This is a genomic window from Chryseobacterium hagamense (assembly GCF_007991455.1).
GTDB lineage: Bacteria > Bacteroidota > Bacteroidia > Flavobacteriales > Weeksellaceae > Chryseobacterium > Chryseobacterium hagamense.
The window spans coordinates 181,293-204,829 of sequence record NZ_BJYJ01000002.1 but is presented as its reverse complement, the minus strand read 5'-3'; the positions used below and the strand labels follow the sequence as shown (position 1 = coordinate 204,829).

The following is a 23,537-nucleotide window of genomic DNA, read 5'->3' as shown; positions in this document are numbered from 1 at the left end:
AAATACCTTAGATTTTACTCAGCTTTTTCATCAGGATGCCTTCCATTTTTTCGTATCCTTTTTCCGTTGGGTGGATTTCATCTTCGGTATAGATTTTATCCAGCCCGTTCCGGGCATCTTTCATTGCGGAATGGTAATCTACATAAGGAATATTGTGTTTTTTAGCATAATCCTTGATCATTTTATTGAGTGCGATCACTTTATCTGCCGGATGCATGTCTTTTCTCCAGCCGAAATCATAGGCGGGAAGAACGGAGCACAGAACAACCCTGATGTTATTGGCTTTGGCCAGTTCCGCCATTGAAACGATGTTTCCGAAGACTTTGTCCAGAGAAATCGGCCCCTGGTTTTCGGCAATATCATTGGTTCCGCCCAGGATGATCACGCGTTTCGGTTTCAGCTTAATGACATCTTCACGGAATCTCAGAAGCATCTGCGAGGTTACCTGTCCGCTGATTCCCCTTCCCACGAAATTATTCTTTTTAAAAAACGAGGGATCTTTTGAAACCCAACCTTCCGTAATGGAGTCCCCCATGAAAACAGAATTGGGTACAATCTTTCCGGCTACGATTTCCTGGTTCTGCTTTTCATATTTTGCGTAATTGGCAAAGTCCTGTCCCGATACGGCCGCAGAAAACAGAATAGCGGCGATGCTTAAAAATTTCATAGATTAAATTTTACAATTTGACTACATGAAATAACGGAAAACAAATTGATCCTGCAAATATAGTCCTGCCATTTTCAGCAAAATCAGCAACTTTAACCAGCGAATATTGAATTTTCTGTCCTGAGTAAAAATTACGGCTTTCCGTAAAAAGAATACCCTTTCCTTTTTGTAATTTTGATCAATGGAGATCACTTATTTATTCATCGGATGCTTTGCCGGAGGGATTATCGGAGCGGCCATCGCATATTTTGCCCTGAGATCATCAAGCATCTCGAGAAATTCTTATGACGAACTGAACAACTTATATATAAAGAACAATTCCAACCTTGAAAACGCAGGCCTCAGGATTGATGAACTGACCCGGCAACTGGAACAGGAGAAAGAATATACTGTTCAGCAGACAGATCTTTTCAATGACCTGAAAAATGAATTTGCAAGAATATCTGCAGAATACACTTCCCTGCAAAAACAATTTTCAGAACAGAAGGAATTTGTTACCCGGCAAAATGCCCGGCTGGACGTTCTTTCAGACGAAAAACAATCGTTGTTTGCCAGGAATTCGGAGCTTACGGCTATCAACGAAAGCCTGCAGAAATCCCTGCAGACCCAGAAAGAGGAAATTGCCAAGATCCAGGAGGATTCCAAAATACAGTTCGAGAACCTCGCCAATAAAATTCTGGAAGAAAAGACGGAAAAGTTCACAACCTTAAATCAGAATAATTTAAAAAATATCCTCGAACCTTTCCAGGAAAAAATCACGGACCTTAAGAACCGGGTGGATGAAGCTTATGAAAAAGAAAACAAGGAACGTTTTTCCCTGGCGGAGAAAGTGAAGGAACTGGCCGAGCTCAACCAGCAGATTTCCGAAGATGCCAAAAAGCTGACCCGTGCCCTGAAAGGGGAAAGCAAAACCCAGGGAAACTGGGGCGAGATGATCCTGGAAAGCATCCTGGAAAAATCCGGACTGGTGAAAGGAAGGGAATATTTCCTGGAACATGAGCTCCGCGACGAAGACAATAAAGCCCTCTTTTCCGAATTTTCAGGCAAGAAAATGCGTCCCGATGCCGTGGTAAAATATCCTGATGAGAGAAATGTGATCATTGATTCCAAGGTTTCACTGACCGCTTTTACGGATCTGGTGGATGAAACGGATCAGGACGTTTACCTCATGAAACTTAACCAGCATTTATCGTCCATTAAAAACCACATTACCCAGCTCAGTCAGAAAGCCTACGATGATTACGGGAAATCCCTGGATTTCGTAATGATGTTTATCCCCAGCGAACCGGCTTATATTGCAGCCATGCAGGCGGACCAGAATCTTTGGAATTATGCCTACGACCGGAGAATCCTGCTATTGAATCCGAGCAATCTAATCACTTCCTTAAAACTGATCGCTGACCTTTGGAAAAGGGAATACCAGAACCGCAACTCCATGGAGATTGCCGAAAGAGGGGCTAAGCTATATGATAAATTCGTAGGCTTTATGGAAAACCTTGAAAAGGTGGGAAAAAACCTGGATCAGGCCAGAAATGTGTATAATGAAGCTTATAAGCAGCTTTCGACCGGAAATGACAACCTTATCCTTCAGACCCAGAAACTTAAATCCTTAGGAATCAAAAATAAAAAAGACCTGCCGCCAAGCCTGGTGGAAAATTCCCAGATCACCCTTGAAACTCCGGAAGAATAGCATACACAACCTCAGATGAATACCAAGGTTTTTATTTAACGCAAATTACAACATATCCAACTCACATTCAGATGTTTATTTAAATAAACAAGGTTAATTCTATCAGTTTTTTTAAAAGAATTCTTCCAGATTAAAATGAATAAAAAATTCATGCTTCTGATAGAATTCTATCCTATCCTGTAGAAAACTTTAGCTTCGGGATTTTAAAGCAGAATAAATTCAAGTTGTATTTAATGGCATGCTCAGTTTAAATAACATAAATATGTTCATTCAGGATTTTAAATAGAATTCTCTTGAATAAAATGACAAAATGTTTCGTCCTGATCATCAAAACCTTTAATGGTATCTTTGACCAGAGAAACTTCCCGCACCCAGCTTCCATCTTCAGACCTGTTAATCGGGTTCTTCTTCGAGTTTACATGATTTAACTGTAAATTTTAACTAATTTTGCAGTATGGTTATAGAAAGCTTTCAGAACGAAAAAGTAAAACACATCACCAAACTTCTTACCGACAACCGCTTCCGCAGGAAATCCGGTGTTTTCGTGGTAGAAGGCCAGCAGGAAAACGAAAGGGCACAACGATACGGTTTTGAGCCTGTGGAATTTTTCGTCTGCGAACCTGTTTTTCAGCAAAAGCTGCCGGAAGGAAAAATCCACCTGGTCAGCATTAAAGTCTATGAAAAGATAGCTTATCGCGGAAGTTCGGAGGGAATTTTGGGTATTTATAATGCTAAAGAATCCGATTTGTCTTCATTCAAACCGGAGGAAGATGCTACCGTAATCATTGTTGAAGGAGTGGAAAAACCGGGAAACCTGGGAGCAATCCTCAGGAGCTGTGAAGCTTTCGGCATTGATGCTTTGATTGTTGCTGACGGCAAAACCGATTTTTATAACCCGAACGTTATCCGTTCCAGTGTCGGCTGCCTGTTCGGAATGCAGGTTTTTCAGGCAGAAAACCGGGAAACACTGGAGTTTCTTAAGCAAAACCGTTTTAACATCTATACGACCATGATGGATGAGACAGCAGAGGACCTTTACACAAGGGATTTCAGGCAAAAATCCGCCGTATTATTTGGTACCGAACATTCAGGCTTAAGTGATTTCTGGACCGGTAAAGGAAAGAATACGCTGATTCCAATGGCCGGGAGCATCGATTCCCTGAACCTGAGCAATGCCGTGGCTATTACCTGCTATGAAGCTTTAAGGCAGAAAAAAGGATAACCTGAAACAACATGCTTATCTGGCAGTGGAATGATAAAAATAAAAAAACCGCTCACTAAGTGAACGGTTCTTTATTTTTTAGCTAAACTAAAATTATTTTTTAGCAGCGTCAGCTTTTTTCTCTTCAGCTTTGATTTCTTCTTTAGCTACTTTAGCGTCAGCCTTAACTGAATCTTTAGCAACTTCAGTAGCAGTGTTGATAGAATCTTTAGCAGCGCTAGCTGTAGAATCGATCGCAGTTGTAGCTGAATCAGAAACAGCAGCTACTGAATCTTTAGAAGCTTCTGTAGAAGTAGTTTCACCTTTTTTACAAGCTACTAGAGAGATTGCAGCGATAGCAGCTACGAATAATGACTTTTTCATAATAAATTAAATTTAATTTTGTTAATATTGTTTTATAAAATCTTTTCTCTGTTCCGTTATTTGAACAAGACAAAGGTATAGCAGATAGAAAATTTGTTTATGAAAAATAATTGTAATACCTTTGTAAAACTGTTTTACAATTAAATAGTACTGATAATCAATAATTTAATTACTTTAAAATACTTTGACCGATTTAGATCTATTACATTTTGAGCAACTGAAAAAGGATGTGCAGGCTCAATATTTGAAAGGCCATACGCCTTCCTATGACGATATTTCGAAATGGAAGGGTATTGACATCATCTATTTTCAGGAAGATCTCAGAAAAAAGGCTAAAGGAAACATCAGCGAAAAATCATTTTATACCTATTTCAAAAATTCACCCGTCACCAAACTGCCAAGGATCGATATGCTCAATTTACTGAGCATTTATGCAGGTTACGAGTCCTGGTATGAATTTAAAAAACAACATCTTTTTGCCGGAGAACTGTTGCAGGAAAATGAAAATTTTGATGATGATGACCTTAAAGAACTCGAAAAAACAGTTTCTGCATCCATCGAACTTCCGAAAGATGATAATATTGCCATAAAAACGGAAAACAAAAGCTCCGAAACTGCTGATTTACAAAAATCAAATACTGATAACCAAACGGTTACAAAAAAAGAGAATGTATCTCAGATTGCTGCTCCAGAAGCTGAAAAACCTAAGAAAAACTTCTTCAGAAAGAATGCATGGATATTGATTACCGCACTTCTGATTATTGCCACCGGGCTTCTCGGATTTAAAGATGCCATCTTCCAGAAAACCTATGTATACTGCTTTACTGATGCAGACCGGAATATGAGCATTCAGCGTGAAATAGAAATCAAAGTAATCAAGGAAAATGAATCCCCGATCCTATACCGTATCAAACCCGGGGAATGCTTCCGCTATGCCACTAAGGATAAGATTCTTAAAATGCAGATCAGCTCTCCGTTCTACGAATACCTTGAAGTAAGCAGGAATCTTGAAAATGCGCCTGAGGAGGAAATTATCGAACTGAAACCGGATGATTACAAAATGGCGCTGTATTATTTTTCCACCAAAGACATCAATGGCGGGAATCCCCAGGAACAGCTGAAGCTGATCCGGCAGAAAAGACAGCAGCTGGAAGACCGCATCAGCGATAATGCCGTTATCACCCAGGTGTACGACAGTGATATTTACGGGCTTGAAACCCTGGATAAGGAAGATTATATCACGCTGATGACGACGCCGACCACTTCACTTAAAAACCTCAATGTCATCGAAATGAAGAAAGATAAAAAAGGAAAGATCGTATCTATTAAGTTTAAAATCTCGACCAATGAAAACAATAAGTAATATTCTATTTTTTACGATACTTCTCGGAATTATCATGACTTCCTGCATCAAAAAAGACGATAACGCAGGGCCAAGCGATCTTGAAAAACTCAGAAATACCAACAACATCACGGTAAAAATGGACAGCGCGCAGGCAATCAATTCAATCACCATGCAGAAAGTACAGGATGTGCTGGATCTGTCTACCCTCTATCTTTCAGGGCAAAAAAATACTGAAATCGATACGGCCATCTATTCTAAAATTGAGAAATACTTCCAGAAATCAGATTCCACGACATTTAAAGATTTATTCAAGGAACTGGAAAGCCTGAATGTGAAGAAAGTGAAAGTCAGCAACATCAATGTATTCCAGAAAATAAAGGAGAAAGACACATTGCACTTTGCCAAGTTCAATGTGGAATATACCGGCGATAAAAACCGGAAAATCGGAAATTTCGAACGGAATGCTCAGTATACGCTGGTTTCAAAACCGGACCAGAAAAGTAAAGAATTTAAATTCTATTTCGTAAAATTTTATTCCGACAAACCGGAAAAAGACAGCACGGCATCCGGAGTAACCAAATAGTCAAGCGGGATATCATGATCCCGGATATCATCGATATTTTCATCGGGGTTAAAATAATTAACCCCTATCTTTTTTGTATCCGCGGAAATGCTTTCAAAAAAACCGTCATAGAAACCTTTGCCGTAGCCAACCCTGTTTCCTTTCCGGTCACAATATAGCAGAGGCGTGATTACAAAGTCAAAATCAGTAATCCCTGAATCCTGATCGGAATCAGGCTCGGCAATACCCCAGGTATTTATTTCGTAACGGGTGCCGGTAAAGATTTCAACCGAGATCAGTCCGGTCTTTATTACTTTAGGCACGAAAACGCGGATGTTCCGGCTTAGAAAATAATCGATAAATAATTCCGTATTTATTTCCCTGAATTTCCGGATCGGAACAAAAATATGGATCTTTTGATTCGGAAACGGTTTAAAATAATCTATAAAATTTCCGAAGATCTTTTCAGATAACAAGAAAGCCTCATCATCCGACAAGGCTTTTCTTTTTTGCATATATTTTTTCCTGAACTCAGCTTTCAACATCGCATTAAGCATTTTCAGTAGGTAAAATTTTATACAGTTTATCAGACAGACGCACCCTGAACGGAAGCTTAAAGGTAATCTGATCTCCCGGCACGGCGGTGTTTACCGGTCCTCCGTTGGCATGGATCTCCGTAACGGTAATTTCCTGTACGCCGGTGGTAGGTCCTGAAACCAGCACCTTATCCCCTACAGACAGTTCATTACTTTCAATAAGGAACTGGGCAATTTCAGACTTGGTAAAGTAATGCTCGGCCTTTCCTATTAATGTTTTCTTGATTTTTATTTTCTGACGGATATCTTTTGTTTCCGCCTTGGCCAGAGGTTTATCCGGAAGATCCCCTGATTTCTTAAACTTCAGAGATTCGGATTTCCCTTTTCTGAAAACTTTATTTCCGACCTGCAGGCCTTTTCTCAGTTTCAGCTGCTCTTCCCATGGCAGATGGATGGTTTCGAGACATTCCGTCGAACAGCAGTTTTCCATGGCTTCTTTACATTCATCACACTGGATAAACAGCAGATGGCAGGCTTCATTGGCACAGTTCGTATGGTTGTCGCAAGGCTTTCCGCACTGGTGGCACTGCGCGATGATATCATCCGTAATACGTTCTCCCAGACGGTGGTCGAATACAAAGTTCTTTCCTATAAATTTACTTTCGATTCCTTCTTCCCTTATCTGGCGGGTATATTCGATGATCCCGCCTTCCAGCTGAAATACATTTTTGAAACCCTGATGCTTGAAATAGGCACTGGCTTTCTCACAACGGATACCGCCGGTACAGTACATCAGAAGCTTTTTATCTTCTTTATGGTTCTGCAATTGCTCATTGATGATCGGAAGGCTTTCCCTGAAGTTTTCCACATCTGGGGTAATCGCCCCTTCAAAATGGCCCACTTCGCTTTCATAGTGGTTCCTGAAATCCACAACGATGGTATCCGGATCCTCAAGCAGTTCATTGAATTCTTTCGCTCTCAGATGAATCCCTTTATTGGTTACGTCAAAAGTCTCGTCATTCAGGCCGTCTGCCACAATTTTATGCCTTACTTTGATGGTCAGTTTTAAAAAAGAGTGGTTGTCCTGCTCTACTGCCACATTCAGCCGGATGCCTTTCATAAAATCATAGGCCTCCAGCGTATGGCGGAATGCCTCGAAATTTTCTGCGGGAATACTCATCTGCGCATTGATGCCCTCATGGGCTACGTAGATACGGCCTAATGCATCCAGGGCATTCCAGGCTATAAATAAATCGTCGCGGAATTTTTTGGGATCTTCAATTCGGGCATACGCATAGAAAGACAGGGTAAGGCGCTCTTTTCCGGCCTCATCGATAAGTCGAGCTCTTTCTTCTGCGCTTAAGGTGTTGTACAGTTGCATGCTATAAACGTTTTAAGTGAGAAAAATTAAAGTGCAAAGATAAACATTTTTTCAGATCTGATAAGTGTAAAATTAAAACGCTTCTTCTGCCATTGATCCTGTATTGAAAACTGCCGATTTAACTTTTAGCATGACAATTGTATCTTACTCATGACATTTTGTCTTTAATAAGTTTTTAATATTCGTTAATTCAGGCCTTAATAATTGCGACATAATCCATAAAGTATTGCTATTCCTGTTAAATTTTAGTTAAAACTGAAACATTCTATAGCAATTGCATACTCATTTAGCATTAAATTTGTTTTAGAGTAAAACGAAAAAGTGAATAAAATAATTAATCAAATAAAGAAAGATATACAATGAAGAGTACTTTAAAAAAACTATTGCCATTTGCTGTAGTAGGTGTTATTTCAGGAGCTACTACCGTTGGAGGATTACAATACCTGAATCATAATTCCGACAGTACGGATCAGTCCTACTTTACGAAAGCTTCCAATGTATCTTTTGCAGGAATGAACTCTTCGGCCGTAGGTGATGATTTTGTAAAAGCAGCCAAGACTACCGTTCCGGCTGTCGTTACCATTAAAAATTACCAGTCGAGATCCACCAGCAGGGCTTCGGAGCAGGATATGTTCGATTTCTTCTTTGGTGATCCTTTCGGAGGAAGAGGCCAGCAGAAACAGAGACAACAGCAGCAGGTACCGGATAACATGCCTTCGGGAATGGGATCTGGCGTTATTATTTCCCCGGACGGCTATATTATTTCCAACAACCACGTGGTGGCAGGAGCCAATAAGCTGGAAGTGGTTTTAAGCAATAAAAAATCTTACATCGCAACTTTGGTTGGTACAGACCCGAATACCGATATTTCCCTGCTAAAAATTGAAGAAAAAGGATTGCCATTTTTAAACTTTGCGAATTCGGATAACATCGAGGTCGGACAATGGGTACTGGCAGTAGGAAACCCTCTTGGACTGAATTCTACGGTAACGGCAGGTATTGTTTCGGCTAAAGGAAGGGGAATCGGAATCCTGGGCTCACAGGGAAAAGCCGCCAACCCTATAGAAAGTTTTATCCAGACGGATGCGGCGATTAATCCCGGAAACTCAGGAGGTGCCCTGGTCAATACCAATGGTGACCTGATCGGTATTAACTCAGCGATCCAATCTACAACAGGATATTACCAGGGTTACGGATTTGCCGTTCCTGCCAACCTGGCAAGAAAAATTGTTGAAGATATCAAGAAATTCGGAATTGTACAGAGAGGATTTCTGGGGGTAACTTCACTGGATCTTTCGAACGACCAGCTGGTAGCAGCATACAACAAAGAAAAGAAAACAAATTATAAAGCCGGTTCAGGGGTCCTGGTAACCGGATTCGGAGAAAGCAGCGGTGCTGAAGATGCCGGACTGAAGACCGGTGATATCATCACCCAGATCGACACGGTGCCAATCACTGATTTTGCTGATCTTTCAATTGCGATAGGAAGCAAGCGTCCGGGAGACAAAGTGATGGTAACGTATATGAGAAACGGAAAATCCTCGACCACTACCGTTACTTTAAGAGACCAGAAAGGAGGAACTTCTACCAGAACAAAGGCTGATTTGAGCGTAACCGAAAAAATCGGAGCCGACTTTATGAATATTGATGATAAAACCAAAGCTTATTATGGTCTTAACAGCGGTGTAGTTGCCAAAAATGTAGTGGAAGGCAGTGAAATGGCCAAAGCAGGGATTGTGGACGGCTACATCATTACCGAGATCAACGGCAAGCCTGTAAATTCACAGAAAGATGTGGAAAACATCCTGAATAAATTCTCCGGAACCGTACAGGTAAAATATATGGACGATTACGGCAGAGGCTATCAGAGAGGCTTTAAAATGCCTTAATAAAGAGCAACTAAACTTCACTTCTATATTAACAAAGAACCGCTGCAATTGGATTTGCAGCGGTTCTTCTGTTATTTAGAGTCTGTTGATCTTCTCAGCAATATTCCTTCTCTTTTTCCTTTCATAGATGACTTCAACTATTTTTCCTCCGATCCACGAAAAAGGAAAAAACGTGAGGAAAATGGACACCTTATAAAATGTAGGATGATAGGGAAAAATGATCACGTCCAGCATCGCTATAAACAGCATGATGAAACCGATCAGGATCGCATAGGCTACTTTGGCATATTTAACGATAATGGCTGTAGCCACACCTCCCACCGTAGTTCCCAATCCGGAAATAAACAGCAGGAAGCCAAAAAATGCCCCGTCTTTCTGCATGCTCTGAAGAAATTTTTGCCAATGCTCGAAAGGAGCGAAGGCCTCAAAAGTTACCCATTGCGGAAACATCCTGATGCCAAGAGTGATGATAAGCCCTGCAATGCCAAGGCCTACGATAACCGCAATTGTATTTCTTATAAAATTCATTAATCCTGGTGTGCGATCATGGAAATTTCAATATCAACATTTTTCGGCAGGCAGGAAACCTGTACGGTTTCACGGGCAGGATAGCTTTCCGCATCCAGGTAGGAAGCATAAATGTCGTTCATTACCGCAAAATCATCCATACTTTTAAGGAAGATCGTTGCCTTTACAACATTTCTGAAAGTCATTCCGGCTTCCGTAAGAACGGCTTCCAGATTTTTCATTACCTGATGCGTCTCCTTTTCGATACCTTCTGCAAGTTTTCCCGTTGCAGGATCTACCGGGATCTGTCCCGAGATATACAGAATACCGTTTGCCATATTGGCCTGTGAATACGGTCCGATTGCTGCAGGCGCATTTTCCGTGTTGATTATTTTTTTCATTAGAATTTATTTTGGGTGCAAATATAAAATTTATATTCTATAATCAAATATCAAATCTGATGCTAGAATGGTGCATTCGGCTGTGTAAAACTTCGGTCTTTGTACTTCAGCGCATCGCTCAGGATATTGGCTTTGATCCCGATAAAGAAATCATAGACTTTATATTGCCCGAAAGGCACCCAGTTGAAATTGATGGTAAAGCTCCGCTGGTCCCTTGAAAATCCTATCCTCGTATAAGCCAGCTGCTGGGTTACCATATCGTAGTGCGTACTTCCGTTGATGTTCCAGTAAGGCGTCAGCTTGAGGCTTCCGTCCAGCCCTACGGAGGCCAGCTTGGTTGGTGTCCTGGAAGCCGAGCTTCTCGTATACGCGTAGTTGGCATTGATGTTCAGCGTCCAGGCCTGATCGAAATGGGCATAGTTGTCATCGTCGAAATAATAATTTTCGTTCCTGATCTCCCCTTTTTTGCTGTACTTCTTGCTGTAATCCGTTTTCTCACCGAAGATTTCGCTGCTTAAAGGATAAGACATCTGAACATTGAATCCCTGTACACTGAAGTGCCCGAAATTCTCTGTCCTGATCCCTGCTTCCTGTCCCGGAATGTAGATAATTCGGTAAGGATCGAGGGATAAACTGGTGTTGACGCTCAGTTTGTTATTAAAGAAGGAAGACTGCCCGTTGACGGTAATAATGGAAAAAGGATGATCTTTTGCCGCAAAGTTGTAGTTTCCGGAAAGGTTCAGGGATTCAAAAAGCTTTATTTTTTTCACGCCCGTGGAATCTTTCTTAGACCGCACTTTCATTTCCACATTGTTCCCGATATTGAAACCTAAAGCGCCGACCAGCCCGCTTGAAGGCGACCCGATGATACCGCCTTCAAAGATGGAATAAGGCGTTAAGGCACCGTTGGCATCATAGTAATTCCTGTAGTAACCAAATCCAGAACCTCCGAAATCCGGAGAATAGGTAAACCCGATACTTGGGGTCATCATATGCCTGATGGCTTCAATGGCTGATCCTTTTTTAAAGTTTTTTGTTCCGTACAAAGTGGTCTGCAAACTCGCCGTCGTAGAGAAAGTAGAATACCCGGAAACCCCTTTATTGGTTTCAGTCAACACTTTATTCTGGATGGGATCGTAAAATTTATCTACCGTTTTTGTCGTCAGGGCATTATCGATATTGGCTCCCAAACTGAAGGTAAAATATTTGGCAACCGTCGTATTGGTTCCTAAAGCAATATTGTTTTTAAGTCCCGTCTGCAGCTTGTCCCACATGGCCGCTTTGAAAAGTTCACCTTCGTTGGTCTGGACAAAATTTGTTAAATTGATCCCGGTATTTACCGTTAAATTTTCCAGCAGTCCCGATCTTACTCCCGTTTTGGAACCGAACAGATAAAACTGGTTGATGGCAATATTCATCTGCGGCAATCGGAGATCCGACAGCCCGGTTGCAAAGTTCTGTGAATAGGAAGCGGTTCCGGTAATCGTCACCGGCAGCTTCAGAAATCTTTTGGTAAGGGTTACCGTAGAGTTCTGCTGGGTATTGAGGACATTCTGGTTGAGAATGTAATTGTTGTTCAGGGTATTGTTATAGAATTTGGTACTGACGACATCTACCGAAGCGGAAAACGTAAGGAAAGGATTGGCTTTGGTATCCTGGGTATGCCTCCAGGCAATCCGGTAGGTTCCGGTTTTTCCGTAATTGTCAAGCCCTTTGATCCCGCGGACCATCGTTCCTACATCGGCGGAGAAGTTCCCGGAGTACCGGTATTTCTTGATGTAATTCATTTCCGGCCTCAGGTTCCAGCTTCCTTTGGTATAGATATCCGCGAGGACTTTAAGATCGAAATGTTCACCGATCGGCTGATAATAGCCCAATCCGTTCAGGAAGAACCCGACGTCCTGCCGTTCCCCGAAACTCGGGATCAGGATACCGGCCGACCGCTTGTCTGAAAACGGGAGAATGGCAAAGGGCATAATCAGCGGCGTCGGTACTTCTTCAATATACATCTGGATCGGTCCTGAAATAATGGACGATTTGTTCCGGGTTTTTACCAGCTTGATGTTGGAAGCCCGCAGGTAATAATCCGCCGCCGTATCTTTTTTCTTGATGAAATAATCGTCGGTGGTGTAGATCGCGCGCTTCATCGCAAAAACTGAATCGTTATATTTTTTGGTTTTATTGGCGACAATCACCCCTTCATTTTCTTCCGTCCTCGCATTAAAGGCGATGGCCTGCCTTGTTTTGGTGTTGTACTGAAACTCCGTGGTCTCATAGATCTTCCCGCCCTGCGTGGTGATCACCGGTTCTATAATTTTCCCCAGGGAGTCCTGTTTCCCGCGGGCATACATGATGTTTTTCTGCTCATCGATGGAGATATAATCGGCATCGATCTGCATATCCTGGTATTTCACCTGCGCATTCCTGTTGAGGTAGATCATCTTTTTCTGGAAATCCCGGCGCTGGACATCCGCCTTGGTACGGAGAACATCCTCAAGGGATTCCTTTTTCACTACCACGGTGTCTTTTCTGGAAATGGTATCATTAACCGGATTTTCAGGCAATTTTTCAGGCGTCTGCTGTGCTAAAAAATTGTTAAAAATTAGGATAATTAAAATTTGTAATATATTTTTGGAGACGGTTTTGACCAATTTTTTTGTTATATTTATAGGTATAATACTAAGGGTCAAAATTAATATAATTTTTAAAACTGTAAGATGCACAAAGTAAATTTTAAAATAATTTTATCATTTCTCTTCCTACTCCTTACCAACTTCATTTTTTCGCAAAAGAAATTCATCGTTGTTTTAGACGCAGGACACGGGGGAAGTGACCATGGAGCCAACCGGTCATACGCCGATATCGGGAGGGTTGCCGAAAAGGATGTTACACTGACCATCACCCTGAAAGTAGGGGCCATGCTTGAAAAAAATAAAGATTTTAAAGTTATCTATACCCGTAAGATCGATGAATACCCTTCATTATCCGACCGGACGAATCTGGCCAACAGGAGCAAAGCCGATCTTTTTGTATCCATCCACTGTAATTCCTCGAAGAGGCCTACCGCCTACGGCACGGAAACCTATGTACAGGGACCCGACCAGAACGACACCAACCTGGAAGTCGCCAAAAGGGAAAACGACGTGATCTTCCTGGATGAAAAAGATAAACAGACCTTTGGTTCATACGACGCCAGCTCACCGGAATCCCTGATCGCCCTGAAGCTCCAGCAAAGCAAATACCTGGAATCCAGCCTCCTGCTCGGCGGATTGGTAGAGGATAATTTCGTGAATAAGGACAAAAGGTTTTCCAGGGGGGTGTTCCAGAAAAACCTGCACGTCCTCCGGATGAACGCCATGCCATCGGTGCTTATCGAAACCGGATTCATCAACCACCCGGAAGAAAGCCACTATCTGGCTTCGGAAAAAGGTCAGGAAGAAATTTCACAGAGTATCTATCAGGCCATTATCGATTACAAAAAAGCCATTGACCGGAAATCCGGCATTTCAGCGGTGGTAAAAAAACCGGAACCGGAAAAACCTGCAGAAGTAGCCCTGAAAAATGATTTCAGAATTCTTCTTTTAAGTTCGCCTCAGAAATTCAATGACGGAGATCCTGCGCTGAAAGGCCTGAATTACATTTTACCGATCAAAGAAAACGGTCAGTATAAATACTATTATGGTGTTACCAACCTGGCTTCGGTAAGGGACATCAACATAAGAACCGCCAAAGATGCCGGCTTCAGGAATGCCTATGCCGTCGGATTTATGCCGAACCAGAAACTGAATTCGGGGTATTACACGATTGAGGTCTATGTAGGCGATAAGCTGAACGGAAATTCACCTGTTCTTCAGACGCTGAAAGATGTAGACCGCAATAAAGAAAACGGCGTATTCTATTATACCTACGGAAAAGTCTATACTCTGGAGGATGCTGTGAAGCTGCAGAAAGAGATTGAGGCTAAAGGAATTAAGAATACCATTATCCAAAAAGTTTTCAAATAGCAGAAAATAATTTTGAAGTTAAAAAGTTAATTCCTACTTTTGCAACCTCAAAATTTGGCCTATTCGTCTAGTGGTTAGGACTCAAGGTTTTCATCCTTGCAACAGGAGTTCGATTCTCCTATAGGCTACCAAATTTATATCATGCCGGATTTAAAAATACAGGAAGCAAAATTGCTTTTTAAAAAAATCCACTCTAACCCAAAAAGTTACGATTTAAAAATCAATGAAGACGGGATTGCAGGCAGTGATGATAAAATAAGTTTCAGGCTTTACCGGAATGGAGAAAGAGTCGATTTTGAAGTAACGATTGACGGACTTACCTTCACCAATACCACTGGAGAATGGAACAATGCGATGGTTATGCTGAAAAGCACCATCAAAAAATTAGAAAGAGAAGACGAAAATATTAAAATAGAACAGGCAATAGATAAACTTCGAAAATATTTATCTGAAGAAAATTAAAAATTTTTGAAAATAAATTTGGAGGATAAAAAAAAAGGTTTTACTTTTGCACTCACATTTGAACGATATGGCAAATCATAAATCAGCATTAAAAAGAATTAGACAAAACGAAGTAAGAAGACTTCGTAACAGATACTACCACAAAACTGCTAGAACAGCATTGAAGGTGTTAAGAAATGAAGAAGACAAAGCTGCTGCTGCAGAACAATTGCCAAAGGTTATCTCTTTGTTGGACAGATTAGCGAAGAAAAACATCATCCACAAAAACAAAGCAGCTAACTTAAAAAGCAAATTAACTAAGCACGTTAATAAACTGGCTTAATAAGTATAGTTGGCCCGTTCGTCTATCGGTTAGGACCTCAGATTTTCATTCTGGTAAGAGGGGTTCGATTCCCCTACGGGCTACAAAACTTAATTACTACTCTAACCTGGTAATTAATAAGAGTTGACACTTATAAAAACAAACAACTAACACGCTGTTCATTCAGCGGAAGACAGATGGCCCGTTCGTCTATCGGTTAGGACCTCAGATTTTCATTCTGGTAAGAGGGGTTCGATTCCCCTACGGGCTACTTAAAAGAGATTCAGTTTTTGGATCTCTTTTTTTCTTTTATACCTCCGGCTTTAAAAGCTTGTTTCCATACAACGGAACTCTGCAGGTGAATAAACCTAATTGGTTTTAAAACCCCTTTAGACTCTGCCGGATTGGTTCGACATAAATTCGACCATCCTTAACATATATTCAAGTATTTAATTAATTAAAAATAAAATTAAGACTAAATCAGTCGGGATTTTAAATAGAACTCTTTTTGATAGAACGACCCCTGACCATATTTTTACAAGAAAAACTTCCGGCATCCGGCTTTCTTCTTCCAGCCTGTTAATCCCAGTCCTTCAAATTCATTTTAAAATAAAACCTCCGCCAAATAAATGGCAGAGGCTCAACAATAGGATATGCTGACTGAAGCGTTAGTTCTTGATGAGTTTCTGCTGATATACCGCTTTTTCAGTTTTGGCGATGACCATGTAAATTCCCTTCGGAAGCATGTTGACATTCACCTGTCCGTTGCTGAACGGAACGTTTATCAACTTACCGGACAGATCATAGACGGAAACACTTAAAACCTTCTCCTGGCTTTTAATGTTAAGGACATCAGTTGCCGGGTTAGGGTACATGCTGAATTCCAGTTTTTTCGTTTCAGCGGTTGACAATACGGATGAAGAGCTGGTCACCGACAGGGTCTTATCAACGACTTTTCCGTTGGAATTAAAGCTTATTACAATCGTTGCGATACCGCTTCCCTGAGGAGTAATGACCAATTCGTCATTGGCATTGATGGCTGCTGAAACGGCTGCCGGATTGGTATTGGACTTAACCTTTTTCACAATGGCGGCAGAAAGGTTGTCATTATCGGTAATCACCGTTTTCAGATCGATGACGGTAGTGGTGTTGGCGGTCAGCTGGCTCGGAAATGCGGTGCTGACCACCGGCAGGGTATTATCCGGAAAAACAGCCATGGCCGGGAACCAGTAATAATCATCAAGTTTTCTGGTGTTCGTCAGGTTCCCGTTATTATCATAGGTATGGATCCAGTTGTTCTGGTAATGGGTTCCGTATCCGCTTTCAGTGGTATTCAAAATCAATTCGTCCGTTACAGGATTTACGCGTAAGGCTGCCCCATAGGGAATCTGCTTGTAGGTGCCCGTCTGTCCCGGAAGTGTTGCGAAATTTTCGTTGAAAGTACCGGTCGTCACATCGAATTTTACGATCTGGGTTCCGGAAACAAAACTGTTGATAGAATTGATCCAGTACAGGGTATTGCTTTGGATGCCGGCCGTAAAGCTTCCGGCATTCCAGGCTCCCCAGCTTCCGGAGTACTTGGTGGTCGGAATATTAAAGACAGCCGTTGCGAAGGTTAAAGGATCGATTTTTACCAGCTTCTGATCCTGGATCGCCCATACACTGCTGTCTTTTGCCTGCACAACCGAATTGAAAGCACCTGAGATGGTAGACACGATCGTATCCGTATCCGGATCGATTACCCATACGCCTACCGACTGCCGTACTGCAAAAACATACCGCGAAGTGCGGATCATGTTTCCGACCTGTCCCCCGGTTGCAGGAATCTGGTTTCCGACCTGTAGATTATCGATGTCGAAAAGATAGATGCCATTGGAAGTTGCCATATAGCCTTTGTGCTCATTTACACCTACAAAAGATCTGCCGTCTCCCCCAATGGTGTTGAATCCTGCAATTTTCTGCAGGGTCTGTGCATTGGCGACCACCAGTCTTCCGCCCGGGGTGTACTGGGTATCTCCGCCATCCGCAGCCTGCTTGGAAATAAAATAAAATTTATCCCCGTAAATGGTTCCGTACTGTGTGGTGGCTCCGAAAGCCTGGTTGTTGTTGACGGTGCTGTAAGCCCTGTAAGCTACCGGGCCGTTATTGCTGATGAAATTAAGTGATCCGTTCGTATGGCCGAACCATTCTTCATTCACCATAAAATAACCGTCCGTGTAGTTCGATTGGGCCTGCGTAAGAGAGCCAGCCAAAAAAAGCGATGCAAAAAGATAAAACTTTTTCATTGTAAAATATAATTAATAAGTATTGTTAAAATTTAATGAAGATGCAGATCGTAGGCTCCGGCAACTTCCGTGGAGACCTCTCCTACCCATCCGGCTTCCTGGTTGATCCCGGTGTAGACTTTCACAAAATCCACCCCCGGAAGCTTTACGTATTTCCCGCTCTTATCCACTGCCCAGGAAATGTCGATATTGGAAGCTTCATCATTGTTCGGTGCATTGTCGGCATATCCGTAGTCGTAGGATGTTCCGCCCCAGTAGGATCCGTTTCCGCTCTGGTCAAAATAATTGTTCATCAATTTAGTTCCGGTAAGCGTGTAGGAAGCATCACCAAGCCACAAAGGATAATAACTCTGGTCATGGAAGACGTTTTTCGATTTAAATCCGGAATTCCCGAGGTTATCCTGCCATTTGATATATTCCGCATCAGTCTGCCAGAAATCGGCACCGGGTACGGGAACCTTGTCTTCGTTTGGCTTGAAGTAAGTAATGCTGTAGTCTTTTACCGTTGTATTTTTAAAGTATTCGCTTCCTGCGATTTCATACCATTCTTCCGGGTCGGGTTTCCCGTTTTTATTCCTGTCGTAGGCAACCATGATAATTCCCGGCTCACAGGATCCCGAACGCGGCTGGCTGGCATCATTCCCGAAAAAAGCATTGCCCAGGATTTTAAAATCCCTGCCGCTCATATCCGGAACCGTATGGTCGAAGCCGAATACCACATATCCGCCAAATCCTCCCAACGTCAGTATCGAAGACCCCTCTCCGACTAAAGAAGCCTTTGCCTTCTGCAGCATGGAGCCGGACGAATCCCCGTTCTGAAATTCTGGCATCTCATTGGTAAACTGGCCAACTGCAGGACGATAGTCGAGCACATCGGAAATGTACCGGCTGTAGGTGCCCGCCTCTTTCTTTACGATAATTTTCGAATGGTAGGTTTCCGTATTTCCGCCGGACTCTATTTTCAGCGTCAGGGGATATTCTTTTACGGCCGGACTGATAAATTCCAGCCGGGAATCCTGCGAAATCAGGGAGTCGTTGATGCTCCAGGTAAAATTACCTCCCACCTCCGGATCGATGGTCAGGACTTTAAAACGGTCGACCGTATAAGACTCTTCAAGCCCGCTGAAACCTGAGCTTTCTTCTTCCGTGTCACTTTTACATCCTATGGTTCCTATGAGAACGGCAGATGATAAAATGCTTTTTAAAACAGCCATGCTATTTCTTTTCATATGATATTCTGATTATTTGTATAAAAAAGTAAAATGAGCCGGGATATTACCACCTTCGGTCTTCCATTTGAAGTGTCCGCTTTTATCGAAACAGTACACATATCCCGTAGAGACATAATTTCGCGCATCGGTTATATAAATATCTTCGGTAACCGGGTTTACCGCAATTCCGTAAGGTGTTTTGACAGCATCAATGTACTCCTGACCGATCATCGTATTGGAAATTACCTGCTCGGTTTTCACATTGATGATCCCGAACGTTTTTTTGTAGCTGTGGGTATTGTAATTGAATTCGTTTCCGTAATAATACAGTTTGTCGTTCACGATCGTCATCTCGCTTACCGGAATATGGAAGTCTTTCTTTATCTGTCCGGTTGCCGCATCAATGACGAACAGACTTGAAGGAATGTTGTAGTAATCCCCTCGGGAAGTTACATACAGATCTCCGTAAGAATCTTTTTTAACCCGGTGAAGATTGACCGCCACTTCTATTTTTGAAGTTTCCGTAAAAGAATTCAGATCCACCACGGAAACCGTTTTATCATAATCCGGAAACTTATAGCCTCCTGAATTGGCAACAAACAGACTGTTTCCCACAATTTCCATTTCCTCGGGCTGGTATCCTACCACGGCAGACCGCTGGATCGTCAGGGAAGCCGTATCGATCTCCACTACTTTTCCAAGCGGTGCATTAGGATTCACCGATACCGGGCCGGCATAACTTGATGCGTAAACTTTACCGTTTTTGAAGGTGAGGTAACGGCAATTTTCGAGATTGATGGTTTTGATTCTTTTGGCCGTCCTGGCATCCAGCACTTCGATCTTGTTGGAGACATTGATGACGGCATACAGTTTACTTCCGTAGATCCGGATATCATTTCCCACATCGCCCAGCTCCTTGACAACGTTCGGGTTGATCTCGGCATAAATATTCCGGTGATAGGTCCCGGTTGTATAATCAAAGAAATCAAGCGTGGCCTTATTGCTGCCCATATTGCCTTCGTTCAGCAGATAAAATCCTTTAATGGCCGTATTTTCCGGCTGTGCCAGTCCGCTTTCGGTTTCTTCGCGGTTGATGTATTCATCCGTTCTGCAGGAAATTAAGGTAATCAACAGAATAAGGATCGGGTAAAAGTTTATTTTTTTCATAAGATAAAGCTTAAAATGAATCTGAAGGTCCTGCCCGGCATCGGATAATTCAACACCACGTCATAATATTGATTGAAAATATTGTTGATTTCAAAGCTGGCTTTGAACTGATGTTCTTTCCAGTTTATTTTCCGCTGAACAGACAGGTCATGCGTATACCAGGGCTGAACATAATTGTACTGAATGTTGTTCTGGTTCACATCATAGCGCTCTCCGACGTACATAAAACTGTAATTGAAGCTCCAGTTCCCGTAATCTGCCATCAGGGAAAATGAACCGCTGTGCCAAGGGGTATAGGGGATCTGATGCCCGAAATACGATTCCTTCCGGTCTGAAAAGTCCCGTGCCCTCTGAAAAGTATAGTTCAATAGCGGACGGACTTTTACTTTCCCGAAAAGCAGGTCAGCCTGAAGATTGACGTCCGTTCCGAGGATTTCCACTTCACCGAGGTTCAGCATCAGCCAACGGAATATACTTCCGTTCGGAGCGGCAATAATTTTATCTTCCACTTTGTTGAAATACCCGTCTGCTTTCACGGAAATCCTTTGCAGTACGGATTTTGAAAACCCTCTGGAGTAGGAAAACCCAAAGTTATATTGGTTGGTGAACTCAGGTTTCAGTGAAATGCTGCCGATCATCGTATAATACAGGTCATTGAAAGTAGGCATCCTGAAAATCCTTTTATAAAAAGCCCTTACCGTAAAATCTTTTCCTGCGAACGGCTGATAGCTCAGGAATGCCGAAGGAGTCCATTCCGTCCTGTCGGGTGAAGCTGTATTTTTTTCAACGGTTTCAGAAACAAAAGTGCCCAGCACACTTCCCAGGAATTTCAGGCGGTTCCAGCGGTAGGTGGTTGCAAAAGCAGCCAAAGTGGTATACCGTACCGGATAGGAAAAATTAACCAGGTCTGCATCCAGATTATTATACTGGAAATCGATGCTTGCGCTGACGTCCCAATCCGGGGTAAGAGAGAATATATTTGAATTCGATACATACAGTTCTCTCTGAATGTATTGGTTCTGAATTTTTATGGAGGAAACCGTATCTGTATAATGCGTATAATCGTAGGCGAATTTGGCCTTCAGCTGGGTTTCCAGTTTCGGGAATAGTTTTTTCCTGAAGCTTCCCTGCACGAAAAAGTTTTCATCCCTCTGTCTTTGTCCGCGTCCGTCGAAACGGTTGTTGACAATAGCATCAGGAATTCCCCGGTCGGATAAGTAGCCGTATCCTCTCACATTCCAGCTTCCGTTGCTGAAGGTACCGTTCAGGCTTGTTTCAAAGCGCTTGCTGCGTATATCGGAATCCAGTCTTCTGGCGATTGTATCGTAAGCCACTTTGCCGTCAGGATATTTTTTCCGGTACCGGTATCTGTACTGGCCGTCACTCTGCAGAAATTCCGAACTGAAGCTTGCCGAAATGTTTTCAGAAATTTTCTGTTCTATGCGGAAGGAAGGATCAAAAAGATCAATGGAACTGTTCTTGGATCTCATCACGAGATTTGTTTTCGTCTCACCATTAAACACCGGAATTCTGGGTTGTAAATAAATGGATCCCGAAGCGCCGAAGTCCCGGGCCGGCTGGAAAATCTCGCTTTTCTGTCCGTTGTATAATGAGATTTCTTCCAGGTCATCCAGGGAATATCTTCCCAGGTCTACGATTCCGTTCTGTGCATTCCCGATCTGGATACCGTCGTAGAAAACCCCGACGTGCTGGCTTCCCATGCTCCGGATGTTAATGGTTTTCAGGCCGCCGATTCCGCCATAGTCTTTAATCTGGACTCCAGAGAAATACCGTAAAGCATCGGCTACCGACTGGCTGTTCAGCCTTTCGAGCTCCTCCCCCGACAGCACCTGGGCAGGAAGCACTTCCTTAAAGCTTTTCTTTTTAAGGGCCACCGGAACAATGGTCTGTTCCTTAAGGGTATCTTTCCCGGATTGTGAAAAAACAAGGGTTGCAGCCAGCACAAATATCACGCAGGCGATCTTCTGGAACGGAGATGTAAAAATTGTGGTCACCATTAGCTCATTAAGGATAATGATGACGCTAACGGATATAAGAATACAACGATCTAGCACAGCTGTATACTGCACAGAATCAATGATGTCCTAAGCTTTATTCCACGAAAGCGTCAAACGATAAATAATCCGGCAGGTCTTCTGACTTACTCCGTTTCCGAAATCCTTCCCATTAAAAACAGTGGATGTTGTCTTCAGAAACTTTTTGATGAAGCTTACAGCAGCGGGTCTGTCCCGGATTTTCACCGGATTCCCTTTTAAGCGCTTTTTACGGCTCACCAGACTTCAGCAAAGATAGACAAATAATCCACAGATGCCTTATTTAAATTAAAATATTGATTTCCAAACCAATCGGATTCACAAAACATTCTTTTCCAATGATAACCCCGGTGTTCAGTGCTGCGGTTACAACCGGAATTCAGATTTTTGCAATAGGATGATTTTCTTTTTCTCCTGATTCTTCCCTTTAAAAAAGCCGGCTCTATCATTTTAAGCCGGCCGGTCTTCAAAGGTTTAAGGTAGCTTTTCTAAAATTTATGATTATTTTAATGCAAAAGCTCCCGGTCATGGAACAGCTGCACTTATCAATCAGCGTAGCCAGAAGAGTTCAGATCCCGATATTCAGGAAAAGGCTGAAACGGGATTTTGCTTCGAGATTTCCTCCGGCCAGACCGGAATAAACCGGAAGCATCATTTCGCTGCCGAGACTGATCTTTTTAAAGGCTGCCTCGAAACCAATCTTTCCGTAAAGGGCACTTCCGGAAGTGTCAGGCAGGATCTCACCGAACTGTCTGTTGCCGCCGTACACTTCCCCCTGCATTCCAGCTTTCCCGGAGAAAATGATGTTTCCGTTTCCCGAAATCTGATAAAAGCCGGTAGCAGAATAATTCCACTGGCTCCCGAAACGGTAATGCTTCCGGTTTTCGGTTTTTACCGTATAATCCGTATTCAGCAGGATTGCGGTCTTATCTTTCCGGAACGTGTAATTCAGTACCAGCAGGTAATCCCAGCTGCCGGTCCCGAGCTGAAAACCGGGGTTAACGCCGGAAAGTCCTTTTTCATTAAATTTCCCAATCGGGATTTTTATACCCGCGCCGCCGTTGAGCTGATGCATATTATCTCCTGATTTCAGCAGCCGGTAAATCCCCAGCAGACTGGCATCTCCCAGTCCGCTGATCCTGACGTTTCCCTGCAAGGTCTGCTTTTCATGAAAATGAAATGGCAGGCTGGCATAGACACCCAGTTTTTCCGTGACCGGAATTTTTGCCCAAAGCTGGAGGGTATTGAAATACTGATCCTGGGTCAGGTCGTTCACAAACAGATTTTCTTTTGCCTTGTAATGTTGTGCAAAATATTTAAGTCCGACAAACTGCGGATTGAGCAGCGATTCAAAGCCTGAAGATCCGTTTCCCGCCGCACAGCCGCAGGCATCACAATCATCAGGGGCCGTCGTTTTAAATAGCTTGGGAACCATCAGCAGACTGTCTCCGGGAATTTCGGCCTGAATTAAGCAACAGACCATTAAACTT

Annotated in this window: 20 protein-coding genes, 3 tRNA genes and 1 riboswitch; of the genes, 11 read left to right on the top strand and 12 right to left on the bottom strand. The window is 42.6% G+C overall.

What is annotated here, in order from left to right:
• Positions 1–7 precede the first annotated feature (7 nt).
• A complete protein-coding gene (locus CHA01nite_RS03810; protein ID WP_146939899.1) occupies positions 8–667 on the bottom strand; it encodes an SGNH/GDSL hydrolase family protein in 660 nt (219 codons plus the stop codon).
• Positions 668–848: 181 nt separating this feature from the next.
• Between CHA01nite_RS03810 and CHA01nite_RS03805 the strand changes: the two genes are divergently transcribed.
• Both CHA01nite_RS03805 and CHA01nite_RS03800 read left to right on the top strand, forming a co-directional pair.
• Positions 849–2,357: a DNA recombination protein RmuC gene (locus tag CHA01nite_RS03805; RefSeq protein WP_146939898.1), complete on the top strand. Its 1,509-nt coding sequence runs from the start codon at positions 849–851 to the stop codon at positions 2,355–2,357.
• 454 nt (positions 2,358–2,811) lie between these two features.
• Entirely contained in the window at positions 2,812–3,579 is a 768-nt protein-coding gene (locus CHA01nite_RS03800) for a TrmH family RNA methyltransferase (RefSeq protein ID WP_146939897.1), read from the top strand.
• 93 nt (positions 3,580–3,672) lie between these two features.
• Here the strand turns inward: CHA01nite_RS03800 and CHA01nite_RS03795 are convergent, their stop codons facing one another.
• Complete coding sequence (locus tag CHA01nite_RS03795) at positions 3,673–3,942, bottom strand: hypothetical protein (RefSeq protein ID WP_146939896.1); 270 nt, start codon at positions 3,940–3,942, stop codon at positions 3,673–3,675.
• A 184-nt stretch (positions 3,943–4,126) separates the two neighbouring features.
• Here CHA01nite_RS03795 and CHA01nite_RS03790 point away from each other — a divergent pair, with 184 nt between their 5' ends.
• Positions 4,127–5,305 (top strand): hypothetical protein, encoded by a 1,179-nt coding sequence (locus CHA01nite_RS03790; RefSeq protein ID WP_146939895.1) that lies wholly within the window; start codon positions 4,127–4,129, stop codon positions 5,303–5,305.
• Positions 5,289–5,870 carry a hypothetical protein gene (locus tag CHA01nite_RS03785; protein ID WP_146939894.1) on the top strand — a complete coding sequence of 194 codons (582 nt, stop codon included), beginning with the start codon at positions 5,289–5,291 and terminating at the stop codon, positions 5,868–5,870. The genes CHA01nite_RS03790 and CHA01nite_RS03785 overlap by 17 nt, the downstream gene beginning before the upstream one ends.
• Here CHA01nite_RS03785 and CHA01nite_RS03780 read toward each other — a convergent pair.
• Both CHA01nite_RS03780 and trhO read right to left on the bottom strand, forming a co-directional pair.
• Positions 5,819–6,394, bottom strand: coding sequence for a 5-formyltetrahydrofolate cyclo-ligase (locus tag CHA01nite_RS03780; protein WP_146939893.1), 576 nt, complete (start codon positions 6,392–6,394; stop codon positions 5,819–5,821). The genes CHA01nite_RS03785 and CHA01nite_RS03780 overlap by 52 nt on opposite strands.
• 4 nt (positions 6,395–6,398) lie before the next feature.
• A complete protein-coding gene (gene trhO / locus CHA01nite_RS03775) occupies positions 6,399–7,766 on the bottom strand; it encodes an oxygen-dependent tRNA uridine(34) hydroxylase TrhO (protein ID WP_146939892.1) in 1,368 nt (455 codons plus the stop codon).
• Between the two features lie 359 nt (positions 7,767–8,125).
• Between trhO and CHA01nite_RS03770 the strand changes: the two genes are divergently transcribed.
• On the top strand, positions 8,126–9,655 hold the full coding sequence (locus CHA01nite_RS03770) for a trypsin-like peptidase domain-containing protein (RefSeq protein WP_146939891.1): 1,530 nt from the start codon (positions 8,126–8,128) through the stop codon (positions 9,653–9,655).
• Positions 9,656–9,730: 75 nt separating this feature from the next.
• Here CHA01nite_RS03770 and CHA01nite_RS03765 read toward each other — a convergent pair whose 3' ends face one another.
• The 3 genes from CHA01nite_RS03765 to CHA01nite_RS03755 all read right to left on the bottom strand — a co-directional run bounded on the left by CHA01nite_RS03765 (position 9,731) and on the right by CHA01nite_RS03755 (position 13,214).
• A complete protein-coding gene (locus CHA01nite_RS03765) occupies positions 9,731–10,183 on the bottom strand; it encodes a hypothetical protein (RefSeq protein ID WP_146939890.1) in 453 nt (150 codons plus the stop codon).
• Positions 10,183–10,563 (bottom strand): RidA family protein, encoded by a 381-nt coding sequence (locus CHA01nite_RS03760; RefSeq protein WP_146939889.1) that lies wholly within the window; start codon positions 10,561–10,563, stop codon positions 10,183–10,185. The genes CHA01nite_RS03765 and CHA01nite_RS03760 overlap by 1 nt, the downstream gene beginning before the upstream one ends.
• Positions 10,564–10,625: 62 nt before the next feature.
• Positions 10,626–13,214 carry a putative LPS assembly protein LptD gene (locus tag CHA01nite_RS03755; RefSeq protein WP_146939888.1) on the bottom strand — a complete coding sequence of 863 codons (2,589 nt, stop codon included), beginning with the start codon at positions 13,212–13,214 and terminating at the stop codon, positions 10,626–10,628.
• Positions 13,215–13,280: 66 nt separating this feature from the next.
• Here CHA01nite_RS03755 and CHA01nite_RS03750 point away from each other — a divergent pair, with 66 nt between their 5' ends.
• From CHA01nite_RS03750 to CHA01nite_RS03725, 6 genes are all read left to right on the top strand, one after another.
• Positions 13,281–14,567 (top strand): N-acetylmuramoyl-L-alanine amidase family protein, encoded by a 1,287-nt coding sequence (locus tag CHA01nite_RS03750; protein ID WP_146939887.1) that lies wholly within the window; start codon positions 13,281–13,283, stop codon positions 14,565–14,567.
• Positions 14,568–14,623: 56 nt separating this feature from the next.
• Positions 14,624–14,698, top strand: a tRNA-Glu gene (locus CHA01nite_RS03745).
• 10 nt (positions 14,699–14,708) lie between these two features.
• Positions 14,709–15,029, top strand: a complete 321-nt coding sequence (locus CHA01nite_RS03740) for a hypothetical protein (protein ID WP_146939886.1) — start codon at positions 14,709–14,711, stop codon at positions 15,027–15,029.
• Between the two features lie 67 nt (positions 15,030–15,096).
• Positions 15,097–15,351, top strand: coding sequence for a 30S ribosomal protein S20 (gene rpsT, locus CHA01nite_RS03735; RefSeq protein WP_146939885.1), 255 nt, complete (start codon positions 15,097–15,099; stop codon positions 15,349–15,351).
• Between the two features lie 11 nt (positions 15,352–15,362).
• Positions 15,363–15,434: transfer RNA gene (locus CHA01nite_RS03730), tRNA-Glu, on the top strand.
• 95 nt (positions 15,435–15,529) lie between these two features.
• A tRNA-Glu gene (locus CHA01nite_RS03725) sits at positions 15,530–15,601 on the top strand.
• Between the two features lie 397 nt (positions 15,602–15,998).
• On the opposite strand, the gene CHA01nite_RS03720 is transcribed toward CHA01nite_RS03725, so the two are convergent.
• From CHA01nite_RS03720 to CHA01nite_RS03700, 5 genes are all read right to left on the bottom strand, one after another.
• Positions 15,999–17,615, bottom strand: coding sequence for a T9SS type A sorting domain-containing protein (locus tag CHA01nite_RS03720; protein ID WP_146939884.1), 1,617 nt, complete (start codon positions 17,613–17,615; stop codon positions 15,999–16,001).
• 32 nt (positions 17,616–17,647) lie between these two features.
• Positions 17,648–18,844, bottom strand: coding sequence for a cell surface protein (locus CHA01nite_RS03715; protein WP_146939883.1), 1,197 nt, complete (start codon positions 18,842–18,844; stop codon positions 17,648–17,650).
• A 12-nt stretch (positions 18,845–18,856) separates the two neighbouring features.
• Positions 18,857–19,993 carry a YncE family protein gene (locus CHA01nite_RS03710; RefSeq protein WP_146939882.1) on the bottom strand — a complete coding sequence of 379 codons (1,137 nt, stop codon included), beginning with the start codon at positions 19,991–19,993 and terminating at the stop codon, positions 18,857–18,859.
• On the bottom strand, positions 19,990–22,011 hold the full coding sequence (locus tag CHA01nite_RS03705; RefSeq protein ID WP_146939881.1) for a TonB-dependent receptor: 2,022 nt from the start codon (positions 22,009–22,011) through the stop codon (positions 19,990–19,992). Before CHA01nite_RS03705 ends, CHA01nite_RS03710 begins: the two co-directional genes overlap by 4 nt.
• A gap of 111 nt (positions 22,012–22,122) precedes the next feature.
• Positions 22,123–22,306: riboswitch (cobalamin riboswitch) on the bottom strand.
• Between the two features lie 309 nt (positions 22,307–22,615).
• Positions 22,616–23,530, bottom strand: a complete 915-nt coding sequence (locus CHA01nite_RS03700; RefSeq protein ID WP_228458332.1) for a transporter — start codon at positions 23,528–23,530, stop codon at positions 22,616–22,618.
• Positions 23,531–23,537: the final 7 nt, after the last annotated feature.